This window comes from Bradyrhizobium prioriisuperbiae, assembly GCF_032397745.1.
Lineage (GTDB): Bacteria > Pseudomonadota > Alphaproteobacteria > Rhizobiales > Xanthobacteraceae > Bradyrhizobium_A > Bradyrhizobium_A prioriisuperbiae.
In genome coordinates this window covers 8,765,883-8,785,257 of the sequence record NZ_CP135921.1, presented here as the reverse complement: position 1 = coordinate 8,785,257, position 19,375 = coordinate 8,765,883, and the positions used below count along the sequence as shown (strand labels likewise).

General features: G+C 63.3%; 21 protein-coding genes. 15 read left to right on the top strand and 6 right to left on the bottom strand.

The features are described from left to right. The first annotated feature begins 164 nt into the window (after positions 1-164). The gene (locus RS897_RS40765; protein ID WP_315834304.1) at positions 165-1,010 is read left to right on the top strand and encodes a CmcJ/NvfI family oxidoreductase; all 846 of its coding nucleotides are present in this window, start codon (positions 165-167) and stop codon (positions 1,008-1,010) included. 155 nt (positions 1,011-1,165) lie between these two features. Then, positions 1,166-1,717, top strand: a complete 552-nt coding sequence (locus RS897_RS40760) for a carboxymuconolactone decarboxylase family protein (RefSeq protein ID WP_315834303.1) — start codon at positions 1,166-1,168, stop codon at positions 1,715-1,717. A gap of 63 nt (positions 1,718-1,780) precedes the next feature. On the opposite strand, the gene RS897_RS40755 is transcribed toward RS897_RS40760, so the two are convergent. From RS897_RS40755 to RS897_RS40745, 3 genes are all read right to left on the bottom strand, one after another. Further along, positions 1,781-2,764: an ABC transporter substrate-binding protein gene (locus RS897_RS40755; protein ID WP_315834302.1), complete on the bottom strand. Its 984-nt coding sequence runs from the start codon at positions 2,762-2,764 to the stop codon at positions 1,781-1,783. 228 nt (positions 2,765-2,992) lie between these two features. Further along, positions 2,993-4,549, bottom strand: a complete 1,557-nt coding sequence (locus tag RS897_RS40750; protein ID WP_315834301.1) for a long-chain-fatty-acid--CoA ligase — start codon at positions 4,547-4,549, stop codon at positions 2,993-2,995. 50 nt (positions 4,550-4,599) lie between these two features. Beyond that, positions 4,600-5,289: a TetR/AcrR family transcriptional regulator gene (locus RS897_RS40745; RefSeq protein WP_315834300.1), complete on the bottom strand. Its 690-nt coding sequence runs from the start codon at positions 5,287-5,289 to the stop codon at positions 4,600-4,602. A gap of 97 nt (positions 5,290-5,386) precedes the next feature. Between RS897_RS40745 and RS897_RS40740 the strand changes: the two genes are divergently transcribed. The 6 genes from RS897_RS40740 to RS897_RS40715 are packed head-to-tail and all read left to right on the top strand — an operon-like array spanning position 5,387 to position 10,254. Beyond that, a complete protein-coding gene (locus RS897_RS40740) occupies positions 5,387-6,571 on the top strand; it encodes a lipid-transfer protein (protein ID WP_315834299.1) in 1,185 nt (394 codons plus the stop codon). A gap of 10 nt (positions 6,572-6,581) precedes the next feature. Continuing rightward, on the top strand, positions 6,582-7,037 hold the full coding sequence (locus tag RS897_RS40735; protein WP_315834298.1) for a MaoC family dehydratase N-terminal domain-containing protein: 456 nt from the start codon (positions 6,582-6,584) through the stop codon (positions 7,035-7,037). Next, positions 7,034-7,441, top strand: a complete 408-nt coding sequence (locus RS897_RS40730; protein WP_315834297.1) for a MaoC family dehydratase — start codon at positions 7,034-7,036, stop codon at positions 7,439-7,441. The genes RS897_RS40735 and RS897_RS40730 overlap by 4 nt, the downstream gene beginning before the upstream one ends. 13 nt (positions 7,442-7,454) lie before the next feature. Continuing rightward, on the top strand, positions 7,455-8,282 hold the full coding sequence (locus RS897_RS40725) for an SDR family NAD(P)-dependent oxidoreductase (RefSeq protein ID WP_315834296.1): 828 nt from the start codon (positions 7,455-7,457) through the stop codon (positions 8,280-8,282). 19 nt (positions 8,283-8,301) lie between these two features. Beyond that, positions 8,302-9,447: an acyl-CoA dehydrogenase family protein gene (locus RS897_RS40720; RefSeq protein ID WP_315834295.1), complete on the top strand. Its 1,146-nt coding sequence runs from the start codon at positions 8,302-8,304 to the stop codon at positions 9,445-9,447. 27 nt (positions 9,448-9,474) lie between these two features. Next, the gene (locus tag RS897_RS40715; RefSeq protein WP_315834294.1) at positions 9,475-10,254 is read left to right on the top strand and encodes an enoyl-CoA hydratase-related protein; all 780 of its coding nucleotides are present in this window, start codon (positions 9,475-9,477) and stop codon (positions 10,252-10,254) included. 169 nt (positions 10,255-10,423) lie between these two features. Here RS897_RS40715 and RS897_RS40710 read toward each other — a convergent pair whose 3' ends face one another. Then, complete coding sequence (locus RS897_RS40710; protein ID WP_315834293.1) at positions 10,424-12,229, bottom strand: carbamoyltransferase family protein; 1,806 nt, start codon at positions 12,227-12,229, stop codon at positions 10,424-10,426. A 539-nt stretch (positions 12,230-12,768) separates the two neighbouring features. On the opposite strand from RS897_RS40710, the gene RS897_RS40705 reads away from it, so the two are divergent. After that, complete coding sequence (locus RS897_RS40705; RefSeq protein WP_315834292.1) at positions 12,769-13,083, top strand: hypothetical protein; 315 nt, start codon at positions 12,769-12,771, stop codon at positions 13,081-13,083. Between the two features lie 375 nt (positions 13,084-13,458). Then, entirely contained in the window at positions 13,459-14,520 is a 1,062-nt protein-coding gene (locus RS897_RS40700) for a YeeE/YedE family protein (protein ID WP_315834291.1), read from the top strand. Positions 14,521-14,562: 42 nt separating this feature from the next. Here the strand turns inward: RS897_RS40700 and RS897_RS40695 are convergent, their stop codons facing one another. Beyond that, positions 14,563-15,567, bottom strand: a complete 1,005-nt coding sequence (locus tag RS897_RS40695) for an MBL fold metallo-hydrolase (RefSeq protein WP_315834290.1) — start codon at positions 15,565-15,567, stop codon at positions 14,563-14,565. Positions 15,568-15,577: 10 nt separating this feature from the next. Then, complete coding sequence (locus RS897_RS40690) at positions 15,578-15,922, bottom strand: ArsR/SmtB family transcription factor (protein ID WP_315834289.1); 345 nt, start codon at positions 15,920-15,922, stop codon at positions 15,578-15,580. Between the two features lie 180 nt (positions 15,923-16,102). Between RS897_RS40690 and soxC the strand changes: the two genes are divergently transcribed. The 5 genes from soxC to soxZ are packed head-to-tail and all read left to right on the top strand — an operon-like array spanning position 16,103 to position 19,300. Next, a complete protein-coding gene (gene soxC, locus RS897_RS40685) occupies positions 16,103-17,386 on the top strand; it encodes a sulfite dehydrogenase (protein ID WP_407654602.1) in 1,284 nt (427 codons plus the stop codon). Next, positions 17,370-18,044 (top strand): c-type cytochrome, encoded by a 675-nt coding sequence (locus RS897_RS40680; protein ID WP_315834288.1) that lies wholly within the window; start codon positions 17,370-17,372, stop codon positions 18,042-18,044. The genes soxC and RS897_RS40680 overlap by 17 nt, the downstream gene beginning before the upstream one ends. Before the next feature lie 32 nt (positions 18,045-18,076). After that, entirely contained in the window at positions 18,077-18,454 is a 378-nt protein-coding gene (soxX, locus tag RS897_RS40675) for a sulfur oxidation c-type cytochrome SoxX (protein ID WP_315834287.1), read from the top strand. A 22-nt stretch (positions 18,455-18,476) separates the two neighbouring features. Then, a complete protein-coding gene (gene soxY / locus RS897_RS40670; RefSeq protein WP_315834286.1) occupies positions 18,477-18,971 on the top strand; it encodes a thiosulfate oxidation carrier protein SoxY in 495 nt (164 codons plus the stop codon). A 17-nt stretch (positions 18,972-18,988) separates the two neighbouring features. Continuing rightward, positions 18,989-19,300, top strand: coding sequence for a thiosulfate oxidation carrier complex protein SoxZ (soxZ, locus tag RS897_RS40665; RefSeq protein ID WP_315834285.1), 312 nt, complete (start codon positions 18,989-18,991; stop codon positions 19,298-19,300). Positions 19,301-19,375 lie beyond the last annotated feature (75 nt).

The window sequence follows — 19,375 nt, the reverse complement described above, 5'->3', positions numbered from 1 at the left end:
ACCATTCTCCATCGCCGCCTTCAGACGGCAAATCGTTCCCCGATTGGGCACCTTGTTGCGATGTCCTTGCTTTTATTTGCCAGCACCTTGCCGGTCTTGGCGGCGTCACCATGATTTAGATTTGGCGACATATCCGCCCAACATGAAGCAGATCGGGAACCACCATGGGACTGCAAGAAACAACAATCAAATCCCTGCCGTTCGTCACCGCGGAACTGAATTATCTGGCGCCGACGCCGGGCAAGCCGCGCACCTATGCCTTCGATCCGCCGCCGGGCAAGCCGAAATCCACCGCGCTCCCGGAGCCGCATACCCTGCCGATCTTCGACGTGCGCGCCATCGCCGACACGGTTTCGCTCGACCGCCAGGGCTTTGCGCTGGTTCAGCAGCAAACCGCCGTGAAGGATTTTGGTGACGAGGACGAGATCAGGCGTGTGTATTACCTTGAGATCGAGGCCTTCCTGAAGAAGACCCTGGGCGCCGATCGCGTCGTCATCTTCGATCACACCGTGCGCAAGCGCGTCGAGGGAGCCACCGACCTGCGCGGCGCCGGGCCGCGCCAGCCCGCCACTCGGGTGCATGTCGACCAGACCGCCGTGTCCGGCCGCAACCGCGTCTTCGAGCACGTGCCCGACGATGCCGAGGAACTGCTGAAAGGCCGCGTCCAGGTGATCAATTTGTGGCGGCCGATCCGCGGGCCGTTGCGCGACGCGCCGCTGGCGATGTGCGACGGCACCACGGTGGCGCCCGGTGATCTCGTCGCCTCCGACCTGATCTATCCCAACCGCAGCGGTGAAACCTATTCGGTCAAATACAATCCCGAGCACCGCTGGTTCTATGTGCCGGAGATGCGTGTCGATGAAGCTCTGCTGCTGAAGTGCTACGATTCGGCCACCGACGGTCGCACCCGCTTCGGGCCGCACACCGCGTTCATCGACCCGACCACGCCGGCCAACGTCCCGCCGCGCGAAAGCATCGAGCTGCGCACGCTGGTGTTTCACAAGGCGTAAAACAACGCATCCGTAGCCCGCATGAGCGCAAGCGATATGCGGGGAGGGCAACTCCCCGGATATCGCGCTTCGCGCCGATCCGGGCCATGGCTTGATCCCGTACGCTCGACCTGACACTCTCCGCAGCAATCCAGGATCAAGAGAGAGCCGAGAGAATGTCGCGTATATCGATCAAGACCAAAAACGACTTGCCAGCCGAACTGCGTCCGCTCTGGGACAAGATGACCACCTATGGGTCGTTCGAAAACCAGGCCGGTGTCATGGCCCAGCGGCCGCCGATCTTCAGGCATGTCTGGTCGCTCCTGGTCGATCTCGCCGACGAGGCGGTGCTGTCCAGGCGCCACCTCGAACTGGCGCTGGTCACGGTGTCGCTGTTGAACAAATGCACCTACTGCGTCTCGCATCACGCGCCGAAGCTCGCCATCCAGGGCGTCTCGGAAGAGGGCGCGGAACGGCTGCTTGATTACAAGGATCATCCCGAGCTCGACGACCTCGACAAGCTGGTGGTGGAGTACGCGATCGCCGTCACCAACAACTGGAATCGAACCCGGGACGAGATCTTCGAGCGGCTCAGATTGCATTTCAGCGAGCCGCAGATTGTTGAGCTGACCTGGCGCATCGCGCTATGCGGTGCCTTCAACCGCTTCAACGATATCCTGCAGTTCGACATCGAGCAGGGCGTGCCGGCCCGCGACGCCGCGGAGTGAGAGCATCCGGTTGTCGCACGCAGTGGATGCTGAGCGATCAGGCCGTGCGCCGTCGCCCCGTTGTCAGAACGGCGCGATCATCGTCTTGACGTTGATCGGGCCCGCCACGACCTTGATGTCGACGCCGAAATCGATGAATTTCTGAAAATCAGCGATCTGCTTGCTATCGAGATCACGGGTCCCGATGAAATAGGGCATCGGCACGTCGGCGACCACCTCGGGAGCCACGGTCATGTCCGTCACCAGATAATCCCGCACGGATGGATCGCGGGCGACGTCGGTCATGCCCTTGAACATCGCCCGGGCGAAGCGAGCCGCGACATCCGGCCTTTGCGCGATGAAGGCGTCCGATAGCGCTGCGCCGGCGGCATAGGCATCGGCGGTCTTGTCGCCGATCAGATAGGTCGAGATCACCCCGGCTTCGATCCGGCGCACCACACCGCTTTTGGTCATCATGCTGGCGACCGGCTCCAGCGTATAGCCACCGTCGAAGTTGCCGGCCTTCAGCGCACCGAGCTGAAGATTCATCGGCAGCTCCGACATGCGGTAGTCCAAGCCCTCTTTTAACCCGGCCTTGGCCAGGATGGCCTTGGAGAGGTTCACATTCGCCGGCCCCGGCGAGGTGAAGAGATTGGCTCCCTTGAGATCCGCGAGACTGTGGATCTTGCTGTCGGCGCGCGCGACGAACTGCTCGAAGATGTGGTCGGCATTCTGCCCGATCAGGAAGATATATTTCAGCGTTCCCGGACGGCGGACGTTGATATTGGCTCCCTCGATGGTCACGAGATTGGAGGTCGCGTCGATCGCGCCCGCAACCATCGCCTGCACGATCAGCACGGGCGAGCCGAGCGCGACGGTTTCGGCATCGATGCCGGCTTCGGTGAAATAGCCGCGTTTCAGCGCCACGAAATACGGCAGCGCGGCTGCGACCGGAAACACGCCGACCTTCACATGGTCCGGCTTTGCTTGCTCTGCGCAGGCGGCCATCGTCCCGGTTGCGGCGAGCACCAGCGCCGCTGCAACCGAGATCGCACGTCGCATAGACATCATCGTCCTCGCTTCGCCGACGGGGTGTATTTTTATTTATGTTAAATAGATTTGATTATGGTTCAATAGGGCTGATGACCAAATGAACGGCAGCCGGATGCATCGCAAGGCGCCACCGGGGGCGTTGGTGACGCACGCGGTGTCGGGTCCTGATTGCGTTCTCGCGGACGCGCGCTCCCCGCGGCGGGAGCAAAGGTGTCCGGTCGCTGCGAGGTTCGGCCTTGCGTTTCAGCTCACGCTGCGCTGCTGGTTCTCCCAGAACGGCGCCCGCAGTTCGCGCTTGAGGATCTTGCCGGCGCCGGACAGGGGTAGCGGCTTGTCGCTGATGTCGGCGCTGCGCGGGCACTTGTAGCCGGCAATGAGGGTCTTGCTGAACGCGATCAGCTCTTCGGCGGTCACTTGCACACCGGGCTTGGTCACCACAACCGCGTGCACCTGCTCGCCCCATTGGGTATTGGGAATGCCGATCACCGCGCACTGCGCCACCGCCGGGTGCTGTGCCAGCGCATTCTCCACCTCGATGGAATAGACATTCTCGCCGCCGGAAATGATCATGTCCTTGACCCGGTCGACCACATAGATGAAGCCGTCGTCGTCCATCCGGCCGCCGTCGCCGGTGTGCATCCAGCCGTCGACCACGGCGCGGGCGGTTTCTTCCGGCCGCTCCCAGTAGCCCATCATCACATTGTCGCCGCGCACGACGATCTCACCGACCTCGCCGTTGGCGACGGGTTTATCGTCGGGGTCGACAATGCGCACCTCGCACCCCAGCGTGGCGCGCCCGGCGCCGCGATGACGGCCCTTGGCGCGGCCATCGCCGATGTGATCGGTCCAGTGCAACAGTGTCGCGATCGGCGACAGCTCGGTCATGCCGTAGGCCTGGGTGAAGCGCGTCTGCGGCAATGCGGCCGAAGCGCGATCCAGCACGGCTTCGCTGATCGGCGAGGCGCCGTAAGTAATATCTTTCAGCGAGGTCATGTCATAGGAGGCCAGCGCTGGATGATCCACCAGCATCTGGATCATGGTGGGCACCAGCAGCACCACATTGACCCGCTCGGCCTGCACCGCCGCCATCACCCCCTCGGGGGTGAAGCTCTGGATGATCACATTGGAGCCGCCGCTCAGCATCAGCGAGTACATCGCGGCGCCGTTGGCGAGGTGGAACATCGGCGCGGCATGCAGGTAGATCGAGGAACCCGGGAACAGGCCTTCGCCCAGCGCGTTCAGCGCATCGGCCATCAGGTTGCCATGACTGAGCATGACGCCTTTGGAGCGCCCGGTGGTGCCGCCGGTATAGAAGATGCCGGCGAGGTCGGAGCCGACGCGCATCGCATCTTCAATCGGTTCGTTGCGCGTCACCAGCGTCTCATAACTCTCCATCCCGGCTGGGGCCTCGCCGTCGTCGGCATACACCAGTCTGAGGTCGGGAATGGCTTTCGCCAGTGTGGCGCCCGTTGCGGCAAATGCCTTGTCGACCACGAGAATGCGCGCGCGGCAATCGCGTAGCGCGTCTTCGTTCTCCAGCGGGCTCCAGCGGATGTTGAGCGGCACGATCACCGTGCCGGCCCAGGCGGTCGCCAGATAAAGCTCGAGATAGCGGTCCGAGTTCAGTGACAGGATGGCGACCCGCTCGCCCTCCGTGGCACCGAGCGAGCGCAGCCCGGCGGCGAGGCGCGGCACGCGCTCGCCGATCTCGCGCCAGGTGCGCCGTCGGCCGCCACATACCGTGGCGAGGTCGTGGGCGTTGATCTGCAAGGCACGTCGCAAGCCGTGGGTGACATTCATCCTGTTGTTCCTCCCGATTGTTTGCTTATGGCGGGGGCTTTGCGCCTTCTTTATTTTTTTGACTTGATGTTTGACTTGGATGATTTCGATCTCAGCGTCTTTGTTTTGGATGTTTTCAAAGCCAACCCTTCGGTCAGCCGGATAGCGAAGTCGTCGGCGATGGCCTGCGGCGACAGCGCGCCATCGTGGCGATACCAGTGCCCGATCCAGTTCAAGGACCCGGCGATGGCAAAAGCCGTCAGCTTGGTGTCGCACGGCTTGATCGAACCGTCGGCGATGCCCTCGGCGATGTAGTTGCGGAAGGTGCGGTCGATGCCTTTTTTGGCGGCGCGGACGGTCTTGCTGTTCTTCTCAGTCAGATCGCGAACGTCGAACCGCACCAGGCTGGCGCCGAAATCGGTCGCCATCATTTCCCCGTAGCCCCGCACCAGTTTGCGCAGCTTGTCGAGCCCGCTGCCGCCGCCGGCATTGATCGACGCGATGCATTCATCGACGCGCTCCTGTCCCACCGCCCAGCATTCGAACAGGATTTCGTCCTTGCCGCCGAAATAATTGTAGAGCGCCGGCTTGGTGATGTTCAGCCGCTCGGCGACGTCGTTGAGGGTGGCGCGATGATAGCCCTGTTCGAGAAACACCTGCACCGCGGTGCGCAGCACCGCTTCGCGCTTTTCGTCGCGGGCGCGGCGGCGGCTCTCGAACGGCAGCCAGGGGGAGGGATCGGCAGGGGCGCGGGTGTCCATATCAAATTCGCCTGGGTCGGATTGACTCGCTGGATCGGCACGTATATTACCCAAGGGTAAGAAAAAGTCCAATGGGTAATTTATGGGAGGATCTCGGATGTCGTCTCAGGTGTATGTCGCAGGCGTCGGGATGATCCCGTTCGCCAAGCCGGGGCAGAGCGCGCCGTATCATGTGATGGGCGCCGAGGCCGCGAAGCTGGCGCTCGCCGATGCCGGTCTCGATTACAGCGCGGTCGAGCAGGCCTATGTCGGCTACGTCTATGGCGACTCCACCTGCGGCCAGCGTGCGCTTTATCAAGTGGGGATGAGCGGCATCCCGATCGTCAACGTCAACAACAACTGCTCCACCGGCTCGACCGCGCTGTTCATGGCGCGACAGGCGATCCAGTCCGGCGCCGTGGATTGCGTGCTGGCGCTCGGCTTCGAGCAGATGAAGCCCGGTGCGCTCGGCGCGGTATTCACCGACCGTCCCAGTGCTTTCGACGACTTCGATGCCGCAGCCGACAAGCTGGTCGATGCCGCCGGGATCCCGCTGGCGCTGCGTTATTTCGGCGGCGCCGGCCTCAGCCACATGACCAAATACGGCACGCCGCTGACCTCGTTCGCGAAAGTGCGCGCCAAGGCCAGCCGCCATGCCATGAACAATCCGTTGGCGCTGTTCCGCAAGGAAGTCACCGCCGACGATGTGATGAACGACCAGGTGATCTGGCCCGGCGTCATGACGCGGCTGATGGCCTGTCCGCCAACCTGCGGCGGCGCGGCCGCGTTATTGGTATCGGAGAAATTCGCCAGCAAGCACGGCCTGCGCAAGGATGTACGGATCGCGGCCCAGGCCATGACCACCGATACGCCCTCGACCTTCGGCGCCGGCGATATGATGCAGGTGGTCGGCTTCGACATGAGCCGCGCCGCCGCGAACAAGGTCTATGAGGCGGCCGGCGTTGGCCCCGAGGATCTCGACGTGGTCGAACTGCACGACTGCTTTGCTCACAACGAGCTGATCACCTACGAGGCGCTGGGGCTGTGTCCCGAGGGCGGCGCGGCAAAATTCATTGACGATGGCGACAACACTTATGGCGGCCGGATCGTCACCAACCCGTCCGGCGGTCTGCTGTCGAAGGGCCATCCGCTCGGCGCCACCGGGCTCGCGCAGTGTTACGAGCTGACGCGGCAACTGCGCGGCAGCGCGGCGGCAACCCAGGTCGAGGGTGCCAAGCTGGCGCTGCAGCACAATCTCGGTCTCGGTGGCGCCTGCGTCGTCACTTTGTACGAACGCGCCTGAGGGGTTAACGATGGTCGATCAATCCGCCGTCGGGCGAACCTTCACACCGGTCACTGCGCGCGTCGAGCCGGGACGCCTGCGTTATTTCTTCAACACCCTGGGCGAGACAAGCCCGGTCTATCGCGAGGAGGGGGCGGCGCGGGCGGAAGGCTTCGCCGCCATTCCAGTGCCGCCGACCTATCTGTTCTGTCTCGAGATGATGGACAACGACAAGCCGTTCGAGTTCCTCAAGATGCTGGACATCGATCTGGCGCGGGTGCTGCACGGCGAGCAAAGTTTTATCTATCACGCGCCGATCGTGGTCGGCGATACCCTGACATTCCGCTCGCGTGTGGTCAGCGTCACCGACAAGAAAGGCGGCGCGATGACATTGATCGTGGTGCAGACCGCGGTCAGCAACCAGCACGGCGCCCATGTCGCCGATACCGCGCGCACCATCGCGGTGCGAAATGAGGTGGCGGCATGAGCGGCAACAATCCGGCGGTCGGTGACCGCATCGTTCACAAGACATTTCCGCCGATCACCCGGCACACGCTGGCGCTGTACTGCGGCGCGTCCGGCGATCACAACCCGATCCATGTCGATATCGATTTCGCCAAGGCGGCGGGCTTTCCGGACGTGTTCACGCACGGCATGCTGGTGATGGGGTATCTCGGTCAGGCGCTGACCGACGCCATTGCCCCATCCCGCATCCGCGCATTCTCCACCCGCTTTGCCGCGATCACCCAGCTCGGTGCGCAATTGACCTGCGAGGGCCATGTTGCCGAGTTGCTCGAGAACAAGGGCGAACGATGCGCGCGCCTCGCGTTGACGACCAAGGACGAAAAGGGCGAGATCAAGCTCGCCGGCGAAGCCATCATCGTGCTCTGAACGAGGATACCTTATGACCAAACTCAAGGGAAAAGTCGCGCTGGTTTCCGGATCGGGCCGCGGTATCGGCCGTGCCATTGCGCTGAAGCTTGCGAGCGAAGGCGCCAGGGTCGTGATCAACGATCTCGACGCCGAGCCGGGCGATGCCGTCGCCGCGGAGATCAAGGCGATGGGCGGCGACGCGGTCGCCGTTAATGGCAGCGTATCGGAATCCGGCTTCGCCGATCGGTTTGTCGGTGCTGCTGTGGAAAAATTCGGCGGTCTCGACATTGTCGTCAACAATGCCGGCTACACTTGGGACGCCACCATCCAGAAAATGACCGACGAGCAGTTCCAGGCCATGCTCGACGTGCATCTGGTGGCGCCGTTCCGCATTCTGCGCGCCGCCGCCGAGCCGATCCGGATCTTCGCCAAGAAGGAAGCCGAAGCCGGTCAGGAGGTGTTCCGCAAGGTGGTCAACATCTCCTCGATCGCCGGGCTCTATGGCAACGCCGGGCAAGCCAGTTATTCCTCGGCCAAGGCGTCGCTGGTCGGCCTGACCCGCACGCTGTGCAAGGAGTGGGGGCGCTACAAGGTCAACGTCAATTGCGTCGCCTTCGGCCTGATCAACACCCGCCTGACCCAGCCGATCGAAACCCAGCAGAAAACCATCGACGTCGCCGGCCGCGACATCAAGGTCGGCGTGCAGCCGCAGATGCTCGACGCCATGGCCCGGATGATCCCGCTCGGACGCGGCGGCACCCCGGAGGAGGCCGCGGATGCAGTGTACCTGTTCTGCAGCCCTGAATCGAACTACATCAGTGGTCAGGTCGTCGTCTGCGGCGGCGGGCTGATTATCTGATATCTGAAGCGAGGGTTTCATGCAGTACCGCTCCTCCTGGATGACCGAAGAACTGGACGCCTTTCGCGACCAGTTCCGCAAATTCCTCGCCAGGGATCTGGCGCCTCACGCCGAACAATGGCGCAAGCAGAAGGTGGTCGATCGCTCCGCCTGGCGGGCGCTGGGCGAGATGGGCGCGCTGCTGCCGAGCGTGCCGGAAGCGTATGGCGGCCTCGGTGCGAGCTTCGCCACCGATGCCGCGGTGTTCGAGGATCTCGAAAGCGTCGTCCCCGAGCTCAACAACGGTGTCACCGTCAGTAGCGGCATCGTTGCGCACTACATTCTGAACTACGGCTCCGAGGAGCAGAAGTTGCGCTGGCTGCCGGGCATGGCGCGCGGTGACCTGATCGGCGCCATCGCCATGACCGAGCCGGGCACCGGCTCCGACCTGCAGGGCGTGCGCACCACTGCGCGCAAGCAGGGCAACACCTATGTCATCAACGGCCAGAAGACCTTCATCACCAATGGCCAGACCGCGGACCTGATCATCGTGGTGGCGCGCACCGGCGGCCCCGGCGCCAAGGGGCTGTCGCTGATCGTGCTGGAGACCAAGGAGAATGACGGCTTCCGTCGCGGCCGCAACCTCGACAAGATCGGGCTTGCGGCGGCCGATACCTCTGAGCTGTTTTTCGAGGACGCGGTGGCGCCGCCGGAGAACCTGCTCGGCGCGGAAGAAGGCCAGGGCTTCGTCCAGCTGATGCAGCAGCTGCCGCAGGAGCGGCTGATCATCGCCATCGGCGCGGTCGCGGCGATGGAGCGCGCGGTGAAGCTGACCGTCGACTACACCCGGGAGCGTCAGGCGTTTGGCAAGCCGATCCTCGAATTCCAGAACACGGCCTTCATACTTGCGGAACGCAAGACCGAGGCGATGATCGCGCGGGTGTTTGTCGACTTCTGCATCGAGCGGCTGATTGCCGGCGATCTCGACGCGGTGACGGCCTCGATGGCGAAATGGTGGACCACCCAGAAGCAGGTCGAGACCGTCGACGACTGCCTGCAACTGCATGGTGGTTACGGCTACATGCAGGAATATCCGATCGGACGGATGTTCGTCGACGCCCGGATCCAGAAGATCTATGGCGGTACCAACGAGATCATGAAAATGCTGATCGCACGGTCGCTGTAGTCAGTCGCAGCAATAGGAGTTTCCGAGATGCCGATGGCCCTTTCCGAGCGGCGCGGATCGATCGTGATCCTCACCCTCAACAATCCTGAGCAGTACAACGCGCTCGGCGGCACGGTGCTGAGGGACCTCAGCGCTGCGCTCGATGCCGCGCTGGCGGATTCCACCGTCCGTGCCATCGTTCTCACCGGTGCAGGCAAGGGCTTCTGCTCCGGTGCGCAACTGATCGGCGGCAGCACCTTCGAGTCCGGTGCGGAGGTGGGGACGCTGCTGCGCAACGGGGTCAGCCCGTTGATCGAGAAGCTGCGGGGATCGTCGGTCCCGATCGTGGTCGCGGTGAACGGCCCGGCGGCGGGCGCCGGCGTCGGCATCGCGCTGGCCGGCGATATCGTGATTGCGGCGCGTTCGGCCAAATTCGTGCTCAGCTTCGTTCGGCTCGGCGCCGCGCTCGATGCCGGCACCTCGTTGTTCCTGCAGCGCTCCATCGGCATCGCGCGGGCCCGCGCGCTGGCGCTGCTCGGTGAGCCGCTGACCGCGGAGATGGCGGAGACGTGGGGCCTGATCTGGAAGACCGTCGACGATGCGGCTCTGCTCGACGAAGCGCTGGCCATCGCGCAAAAACTCGCCGACGGCCCGCCCATCAGCCTCGATTTGATCAAGAGCCAGATCGAGTTCGCCTGGGGTTCGTCGCTGGGCTCGGCGCTGGACAACGAGGCGACCGCCCAGACCCGTGCGTTTGTCACCGAAGATTTGCGCGAAGGTGCGGCGGCGTTTGTGGAAAAACGCCCGGCGAAATTTCAAGGTAGATAGGGCGCACGACGTCGTTAGATGGAGGGCGCATCCTCCTTGCTGCGTCATGCGCGGGCTTGACCCGCGCATCCAGCTTAAGCGCTTATGCCATGCTGCGGGCTGAAGAAAGCTGGATCACCGGGTCAAGCCCGGTGATGACGCAAGTTGTGTGGGGAGCTCCCGCCCATGATCACTTCACGTTCGACAGCACGATCGTCGCTACATCCATATACGTCTTCACCAGCGGCGCCACGATCGGGTGCAGCTTGTTCTTCGACACGATCGTATCGTGCATGACCAGGTGATCGATGCCGGTCTGCAGGAAGCAGGCCATCGCGTCGCGCGGCGTTTCGATGATCGGCTCGCCCTTGACGTTGAATGAGGTGTTGAGCAGCACCGGCACGCCGGTCAGCGCCTCGAATTCCTTCAGCAGCCGATACAGCGTCGGGTTGGTGGCCTCGCGCACGGTCTGCACCCGCGCGGTGCCGTCGACATGGACGATCGCCGGAATCCGGCTCTGCCACTCCGGGCGCACGCGTTTGGCGATCAGCATGAAGGGCGAATCCTCCTCGCCCTCGAACACCTCCTTGGCGCGTTCGTACAGCACGATCGGTGCAAACGGCCTGAACGCCTGGCGGTGTTTGACCCGCTTGTTGAGGATATCCTTCATCTCGGGCCTGCGCACGTCGGCGATGATGCTGCGATTGCCCAGTGCGCGCGGGCCGAATTCGGAGCGATCCTGGAACCAGCCGATCACCTTCTGGTCGGCCAGAAGCTTCGCAGTTTCGGCCGCGACGTTGGCGCTGCGGGTCGCCGTGGTCTGGATGCCGATGATCCACTTCTTGGTGGTGTCTTCCACCTCCTGATCGGTGTAGGGACGGCCGACGTAGGAATGCTCCATCACGAAGTTGCGGCGCTGCTGTTGCACGACGAGATGGCCGTAATAGGCGCAGCCGATCGCGATTCCGTCGTCGCCGGCCGCGGGCTGGATCCAGATATTCTCGAAGCCTGATTCACGCGCCACCCGGCCATTGGCGACGCAGTTCAGCGCCACGCCGCCGGCGATCACCAGATTCTTCGCCCCGGTTTTTTCACGCAGCCACCGCGCCCGCGCCAGCAGCACGTTTTCGGTATCGTCCTGCACCCGCCAGGCGAGGTCTTCCCAGTGCCGCATCGCCGGGTTGCTCTCCCATTTCTGGTCGCTGTCCATGACAAAGGGCCGGTTGAGATCGGTCGACCAGTTCGGGATTTTCAAGGTTTCGCCGTCGATCTGCATCAGCGACTTGACCTGGTCGCGGCGGCCATAGGGCGCGAGCCCCATCAGCTCGCCACACTTGTTCCAATCGCCGAACACGTAGGTCGAGGCGCGGCTGTAGAGCGCGCCCAGTCCCGGCATGTTGTAGAACTCATCGCTGAGGAAGCCGCGGTCGGGCTCCATCCAGACCTTCTTCAGGCAGTCGAGCTTGGTGCCGTTGAAGGTGTAGTAACTCTCCGATTCGCGCGCCAGCGGCGTTGCGGTGTCGGAGGCCGGATAGGGCTCGAGCACGTCGGACTGATAGCTGCCGACGCCGTCGACCACCATCACCACGCCGTCCTCGAAGGGCGAAACGGCGAAGGCGCTGTAGGCGTGCGCCAGATGATGCGAGATCTGCACCACCTTGTCGGAGCGCGACAGGTACAGCGGATGTTTCGGCGCGCCGTCGCGCTCATGCTCGGGCAGGAACGACGGCATGTCCTGATACACCAGCCGCTCTTCCATCTCGGCGACCGGCAGGATGTAGCAATTGCGCACGATCAGATCGATGTCGTCGAAGCCGATGCCCTCCGCCTTCAGGCAGTAGTCGATCACCTCCTGGTAGAAGCCGCTGGCGTGCTTCTCGCGGGTGATGCGTTCCTTGGAGATCGCGAAAGCGATGGCGCCGTCGCGCAGCAGGCAGGCGCTGACGTCGTGATCGTAGGTGTTCAGGCCAAGGACATACGTATGTTGTTTGGGCATCGGGCCATTTTCTGGAAGGGGGTTTGTGATTGTTGCTTGCGAGGAAGGGCGTGGGAATAGGGTATGACGTTCCTGCGAAATGATCGGTTCAACCGATCGGATGGTGTCCTGCTGTATCGTTGCTTGTCCTGCCGAATGCTTTCGATTCCCCTCGGTGCAATGCAGCACATTCATTCATCTTCATTCATATTGCGTTCATGTTCGAGGCACCGTTCAGAATAGCGATCATGCTGCCATCCGGAAAAAACCTTTTGAACCATTGCAGCAACTCCCGCGACCAACACCCAAGGCAATTGTGCATCGCGCACAGGATTCGCCGATAGAGCGTCTGGAGAAGGGCTGCAACCGTAACCATCGACAACTTGACCGGTTGCGGTGCCGACCCTATCCTCACGTTTTATGGACTCGTGCTAAGCTATATTAATGCTTTGATTTTTTCTCGCGCGCATGAAACCAAGACCGAGTTCGTCCGTTCCTATGCAAACACAACGACCAGCGCATCCGAACAGGCGATTTGAAATGACCGGGAGATCCTGAAAATGGCAACTTCAAACACCCAAAAGCCTTTCCTCGCACGCTGCATTGCTGCAGTGGCGCTGGTTGGCATTTATTGCGTCAGCATTGTCGGCGCCTCGACGATCCTCACCGCGGCCGGAACCACATCGGCGCAAGCGCGTGGTGGTCGCGGTGGCGGTGGACGTGGTGGTGGCTTCCGTGGCGGCGGACGTGGCGGCGGTTGGGGTCGTGGCGGCGGTCGCGGCTGGGGCCGTGGTCGCGGTTGGGGCCCTGGCTTCGGCATCGTCACCCCAGGCTGCTTCTACAACCGCTGGGGCCGGCTGGTCTGTCCGTATTGATTTGGCCGGCGCATCACCGCGCCTGAGCTGAACGAGAATACACAACGTCGCGAGGTGCGCCGGTTCGCCGTCGCACCTCGTTCCGTTTTGCGCTGTGTGTTTGCTGGCGCGATTTGCCGGCACGCCTGTCGCGGCGGGCACCGTTGCGTGGATGTTCCGTCCGGTCGCGGTGAAATGGCTATCTCGCGACACTGATGATTTTCGTCGAATGAAGATTAATGTTCCCCTGAATTGCCATTCTGGAGAATAAATTTACTGAATTTGTCTGCATCGGGATGATATCAATCTTATTTCCCGCCGCCGATGGACCGCTCTCACACCTCCGCATATTTATAAGTCATTGCAATGGCTTAACAAAAATTGGCGGGCGAACGCGTGGACCCATCGAGCATCGTCATCTCTCTCGGCCTGCTGATCGGCCTCGCGTTTGGCGCGGTTGGGCTGGTGAGCGGCTTCTGCCTCAACAGCAGTGTGCGGGATTGGCTGCAGAACAATGACGGCCGCCGGATCCGCGGTTTTGCGCTGGCGATCGCGCTCGCCGTTCTATCGACCCAGCTTTTCGCCGCTACCGGCCTCGTGGATTTCAGCAAGACGATCTATCTGCAGCCGCAGTTCTCCGCGCCGCTGATGTTCTTCGGTGGTGTGCTGTTCGGTTACGGCATGATCCTGGCCAACGGTTGCGCCTCGCGCGCCCTGGTGCTGCTCGGGCGCGGCAACCTGCGTTCGCTGGTGGTCGTGATGGTGATCGCGGTGACCGCCCAGATGACGCTGAAGGGGCTGCTCGCGCCGCTGCGCATCCCGCTGCTGCAGTGGACCCAGGCGACGCCGGCCTTCAACTCGGTGCCGGCGGTGATCACGCGCGCGGGTGCGAGCGAGCCGCTCGCCCATCTGCTGGGCGCGCTGATTGTGGTGGTGCCGCTGCTGTTGTTCGCATTCTCCAACGGGCGTTTTCGCCGCGATCGCACCCAGATCGCGGCCGGTCTCGCCGTAGGCGCTCTGGTCGCGGCCGGCTGGTTTGCCACCGGCTATCTCGGCGCCGACGATTTCAACCCGGTGCCGGTGACGTCGCTGACCTTCGTCGCGCCGCTCGCCGACACCCTGCAGTACGCCATGCTCTCCACCGGCCTCACCATGAGTTTCGGCACTGCGCTGGTGCCCGGCGTGGTGCTGGGCAGTTTCCTCACCGCGCTGCTGACCCGCGGACTTCGTGTCGAAGGCTACACCTCGGCCAACCACATGCTGCGCTCGATCGGTGGTGCGGCGCTGATGGGCTCCGGCGGTGCGCTCGCTTATGGCTGCTCCATCGGCCAGGGCCTCACCGGCCTCTCGACGCTGGCGATCGGATCGTTCGTGGCGGTGGCGGGAATCCTGGTCGGCGCGACGGCGGGCCTGCGCGGCCGGCTGCGGGTGCCGGCGTTGCAGCCGACATCGGCCTGACGGCGCGGTCAGGCCGCGACCGATCCGCTTCACAGCGCAGATCTATTTTTTGAACTGCGCGCCTTCCAGCTCGATATAGATCCGATAGGCGTTGCCGCGGTTGTTGTTCTCGAACGCCGGCAAGTCCTTGTATTTCGACCAGTCGGTCGCGGCGTAAGCCGTATCGAAATCGGTCCAGCTTTCCACCGCCTTGCCCATCGCGGCGCGCACATAGGCGATGTAGTCGTGGGTGAAGGCGATGGCTTCCTTGGCCGCCGCCGACGGCTTGCCGTGGCCCGGGATGATGAAGGTCGGCTCCAGCTTCAGCACGTCATCGAGCGCGCGCAGCCATTGCGCGGTGTCGACGTCGTCGCCGTTCATGAACGGGATGCGGCTGTTCTGCACGATGTCGCCGGCGAACAGCACGCCGTCGGGCTGCACCATCATCATGATGTCGCTGCCGGAGTGCGCGGGGCCCGCGTACAACAGCGAGAAACGCTTGCCGCCGAGCGCGAGGGTCGCGCGGTCGTGGAAGGTGATGTCGGGCGGCACCACACGGGTGTTCTTGTCGACCCAGGGATAAAGCGCGCCGCGGCGCTGGTCCAGCCGCTGGCTGGCGCGCTCGTCGGCGGTTTCCTCGTTTTCCTTGTATTCCGCCGCGCGCTCCTGGGCGATGATCTCGGCCGACGAGTGATCCTTGAATGCCTGCAGGCCATAGATGTGATCGGCGTGATAGTGGCTCGCGACCACGAACAGGATCGGCTTGTCGGTGTGCTTGCGAATGTCGTTGAGCAGGGCCCAGCCCAGGCTCGGCGTGCCCAGCGCGTCGAACACCACCACGCCGCTCTCGGTGATCACATAGCCCGCGTTCGAGGTGTTGCCCTCGTTGACGCTGCCCGGCACGCCGGGATTGCCGACGCTGTAGAAAATCGACTGGCCCGGCACCTGCGCAATGTCCAGCGGTTGCGTTAGCGGTGCGTAGGTGACAGGCGGTTCACTCTGCGCGGTCACCGGCGCGAGTGCTGCGATGTGAAGCGCGCCCAGCGCGGCGAGAAGGCGAATATTCATGCGCGACCGTTCATGCGACATCGTCGCAATACAGCTTCTTCAGCACCTTGATCAGCTTGGTCACCCGCGGATCCGCGATGCGATAAAAGACGTGCTGGGAATCGCGGCGGGCCGTCACCAGTCCGTCTTCGCGCAGCTTGGTGAGATGCTGCGACAGCGCCGACTGGCTGAGATCCACGGCGGCGACGAGTTCGCCGACATTCATCTCCTTGCGCATCATCAGGTAGCACAGGATCAGCAGCCGGTTGGCATTGCCGAGCAGGCTGAGCAGCCGGGAGACGTCGGCGGCCTGCTGCGCCAGCAGCTTGCGCTCGGCGTCCTGCGCTTTGGCGTCGCGGCTGGTTTGCGCATCCATGAGACGGGTCCGGTGTGCTGCAGTGCGGGGCGGCGAATTTATGTATGTTAGCTTCACCTACTTTAGCATTGACTAATTTAGCAGTCACGGATACGCGATGGTGAAACATTCCAAAAAAGCTGCCGATCGGAAAAGATTGCAGTCGAGGGGAGCGAAGTGCGGAGTAGATTTTGGCGCGGGCTGACGGCGACCGCGGGCGATGAAGAATCGTCCGGTGCCGTACGGGTGGTCGGACGGCGGTCGCTGCTGCGGGCCTCCGGCGCGCTGGCGGCGTCCATGCTGGTGCGCGGCGGCGCCAGCGCGGAGGGGGCCGCGCCGCCGGCGGATCATCCCTGGTCGCAGTCGATCGGCGCCGGCGTGGTCGATCGCCCCTATGGCAAGCCGGCGGATGCGGAAGCCGGTGTCATCCGCCGCAACGTGCCGTGGCTGACGGCGGGCACGGAATCCTCCATCAGCTTCTCGCCGCTGCAGGACCTGCACGGCATCATCACGCCGAACGGATTGTTCTTCGAACGTTATCACGCGGGACGACCGGACGTGGAGGCGTCGCAGCACCGGCTGATGATCCATGGTCTGGTCGAGCGGCCGCTGATCCTGACCATGAAGGATATCCTGCGGTTTCCATCGACCTCGCGGATCCATTTCATCGAATGCCCGGCCAATGGCGGCATGGAGTGGCGCGCCGCGCAGCTCAATTCGCTGCAGTTCACCCATGGCATGATCAGCTGCGCGGAATGGACCGGGGTCAAACTCTCGACGCTGCTCGGCGAAGTCGGATTGAAGAAGGAAGCCAAGTGGGCGCTGGTCGAGGGCGCCGACGGCGCGCACATGACCCGCAGCCTGCCGCTGGAAAAATGCCTCGACGACTGCCTCGTGGTCTATGCGCAGAACAGCGAGGCGCTGCGGCCGGAACAGGGTTATCCGCTGCGGCTGGTGGTGCCGGGCTGGGAAGGCAATGTCAGCATCAAGTGGCTGCGCCGCATCAAGGTCGGCGACAAGCCCTGGTACACCCGCGAGGAGACCTCGAAATACACCGACCTGATGCCGGACGGAAAATCCCGCGGTTTCACCTGGGCGATCGACGCGAAATCCGTCATCGCGTTCCCCTGTCCGGAGAAGCCGCTGGGCGGTCCGGGCCTGTACGAAATCCGCGGGCTGGCATGGAGCGGCGCCGGCAAGGTCAAGGAGGTGCATGTCTCCACCGACGGCGGCGCCAACTGGCGCAAGGCGGAGCTGAAGGAGCCGGTGCTGTCGAAGGCGCTGACACGTTTCACGTTGCCGTGGCGATGGGACGGCGGTCCGGCGCTGCTGGAATCGCGCGTGATCGATGAGACGGGTTACGTGCAGCCGACGATTTCGCAATTGCGAAAGATCCGCGGCACCAATTCGGTCTACCACAACAATTCGATCCAGACCTGGCAGGTCAAGGCCGACGGGAGCATTTTCGATGTTCAGACCGGCTGATTGGCGCGGTGTGATCGGTGCGCTCGGCGTCCTCGTCTCGATGAGTGCGGCGCTGGCCGGCGAGCGTGGGCCGTTGGGTTATGGCCGGGCGCCGACAGCAGCGGAGATTGCCGGCTGGGACATCGACGCCCGTGGCGATGACGGTGCGGGGTTGCCTCTGGGCAAGGGCGACGTCGCGCGCGGTACGGATGTGTTCGCGGAGCAGTGCGCGGCCTGCCACGGCACGTTCGGCGAAGGCGAGGGGCGTTTCCCCAAACTCGTCGGCGGCAAGGGAACGTTGACCGGCGACAGGCCGGAGCCCACAGTCGGCAGTTATTGGCCCTTTGCCGTCACGCTGTGGGACTATATTAACCGCGCCATGCCGATGCCGTCGCCGCACACACTTCCGACAGATGACGTCTACGCGCTGACCGCGTATATCCTCAGCCTCAACGACATCGTTCCCGATGATTTTGTCGCCGACAAGGATAGCCTGCCCAAGGTGAAGATGCCCAACCACGACAGCTTCAGCTGGACCGATCCGCGTCCCGACACCGTCAACAAGCCCTGCATGAGCAACTGTTTCGATCCGAAAGCCATCCAGATCGTGTCGACAGCGGAAGGCAAGAACCTCACGCCGCGGACCACCGGTCCGCTCGACGACATGCAGCCGAAATGAGTATCTCGAAGGAACCAGCAAGGTCTTTGCGCATGATAGGTGCCCGACATATTGCTCTCGCGTTTTGTCTGCTCGGCAGCGGTGCGGCGCAGGCCCAGTCGCAGACTCCGCCGTCGTCGGTGCCATCCTGGGTGCAGACCTCGGCCGCCGAGGGCCGCGCCCTCGCGTTTGACCGCGGCAAGGGCAATTGCCTGACCTGCCATGAAATCAAGGGTGGCGATCTGCCCGGCACCATCGGGCCGCCGCTCAACGACATGAAGGCCCGCTTTCCCGACCGCAACGAACTGATCGGCATCGTCACCGACGAGACCAAACGCAATCCGTTGACCGTGATGCCGCCGTTCGGGCGCAACCTGATTTTGAACGAGAAAGAGATTTCGGCGGTGGTCGAATTTCTCTACACCCTTTGATTTCGATCCGGGAGGACTGACCATGGAACGATTGTTGAAAAGCCAGGCATCGCGCCGCGGCGTGTTGCGCGGCTTCGCGCTTGCCGCCGTGGTGGGCGCGGGCCTGAATGCGCTGCGCGCGGTCGCGGCCTTTGCGGCCGATGCCGCCGGTTGGCCGGGCGACGCGTTCAAGCAGAAGTCGGAAGCCGACACCCTGAAGACGCTGTATGGCGGCAAACCGACGGAGGCCTCCGACAAGATCAAGCTCGACGCCCCGGAAATCGCCGAGAATGGCGCGGTGGTGCCGATCAGCGTCTCGACCACGCTGCCCGGCGTGACTTCGATCTCGATCATGGTCGCGGAAAATCCCAACGCACTGGCGGCGTCCTACAGGATTCCCGAGGGCACCACGCCGCAGGTCTCGAACCGGCTGAAGATGGCCAAGACCAGCAACGTGGTTGCAGTCGTGGAATCCGGCGGCACACTCTACAGCACCTCCAAGGAAGTCAAAGTCACCGTCGGCGGCTGCGGCGGCTGAGATAAGGAACATCCATCATGGCATCGACAATCCGCGTTCGCGCCACCGCCGGCACCGACACCACCGAAGTCCAGGCGCTGATCCAGCATCCGATGGACTCCGGCTTCGTCAAGGACGCCAAGGGTGAGCTGATCCCGCCCCATCACATCGAAACGGTGACTTTTGAAGTCGGCGGCAAGGTGGTGTTCACCGCGCTGTGGGGCCCGGCGGTCTCCAAGGATCCGTTCGTGAAGTTCTCCTTCAAGGGCGGCGCCAAGGGCGACGATCTCAAGATCACCTGGATCGACAACAAGGGCGCGACCGACACGCTGACCGCGAAGATCGGCTGACGGCGTGATTGATCGTCGACGCTTGCTGCAAATACTGCGTCATACGCGGGCTTGACCCGCGTATCCAGCTTTCGC

Coding starts and splice junctions, on each gene's coding strand:
- RS897_RS40765 (WP_315834304.1), top strand. CDS start 165: ATGGGACTGCAAGAAACAACAATCAAATCCCTGCCGTTCGTCACCGCG.
- RS897_RS40760 (WP_315834303.1), top strand. CDS start 1,166: ATGTCGCGTATATCGATCAAGACCAAAAACGACTTGCCAGCCGAACTG.
- RS897_RS40755 (WP_315834302.1), bottom strand. CDS start 2,764: ATGTCTATGCGACGTGCGATCTCGGTTGCAGCGGCGCTGGTGCTCGCC.
- RS897_RS40750 (WP_315834301.1), bottom strand. CDS start 4,549: ATGAATGTCACCCACGGCTTGCGACGTGCCTTGCAGATCAACGCCCAC.
- RS897_RS40745 (WP_315834300.1), bottom strand. CDS start 5,289: ATGGACACCCGCGCCCCTGCCGATCCCTCCCCCTGGCTGCCGTTCGAG.
- RS897_RS40740 (WP_315834299.1), top strand. CDS start 5,387: ATGTCGTCTCAGGTGTATGTCGCAGGCGTCGGGATGATCCCGTTCGCC.
- RS897_RS40735 (WP_315834298.1), top strand. CDS start 6,582: ATGGTCGATCAATCCGCCGTCGGGCGAACCTTCACACCGGTCACTGCG.
- RS897_RS40730 (WP_315834297.1), top strand. CDS start 7,034: ATGAGCGGCAACAATCCGGCGGTCGGTGACCGCATCGTTCACAAGACA.
- RS897_RS40725 (WP_315834296.1), top strand. CDS start 7,455: ATGACCAAACTCAAGGGAAAAGTCGCGCTGGTTTCCGGATCGGGCCGC.
- RS897_RS40720 (WP_315834295.1), top strand. CDS start 8,302: ATGCAGTACCGCTCCTCCTGGATGACCGAAGAACTGGACGCCTTTCGC.
- RS897_RS40715 (WP_315834294.1), top strand. CDS start 9,475: ATGCCGATGGCCCTTTCCGAGCGGCGCGGATCGATCGTGATCCTCACC.
- RS897_RS40710 (WP_315834293.1), bottom strand. CDS start 12,229: ATGCCCAAACAACATACGTATGTCCTTGGCCTGAACACCTACGATCAC.
- RS897_RS40705 (WP_315834292.1), top strand. CDS start 12,769: ATGGCAACTTCAAACACCCAAAAGCCTTTCCTCGCACGCTGCATTGCT.
- RS897_RS40695 (WP_315834290.1), bottom strand. CDS start 15,567: ATGAATATTCGCCTTCTCGCCGCGCTGGGCGCGCTTCACATCGCAGCA.
- RS897_RS40690 (WP_315834289.1), bottom strand. CDS start 15,922: ATGGATGCGCAAACCAGCCGCGACGCCAAAGCGCAGGACGCCGAGCGC.
- RS897_RS40680 (WP_315834288.1), top strand. CDS start 17,370: ATGTTCAGACCGGCTGATTGGCGCGGTGTGATCGGTGCGCTCGGCGTC.
- soxX (WP_315834287.1), top strand. CDS start 18,077: ATGATAGGTGCCCGACATATTGCTCTCGCGTTTTGTCTGCTCGGCAGC.
- soxY (WP_315834286.1), top strand. CDS start 18,477: ATGGAACGATTGTTGAAAAGCCAGGCATCGCGCCGCGGCGTGTTGCGC.
- soxZ (WP_315834285.1), top strand. CDS start 18,989: ATGGCATCGACAATCCGCGTTCGCGCCACCGCCGGCACCGACACCACC.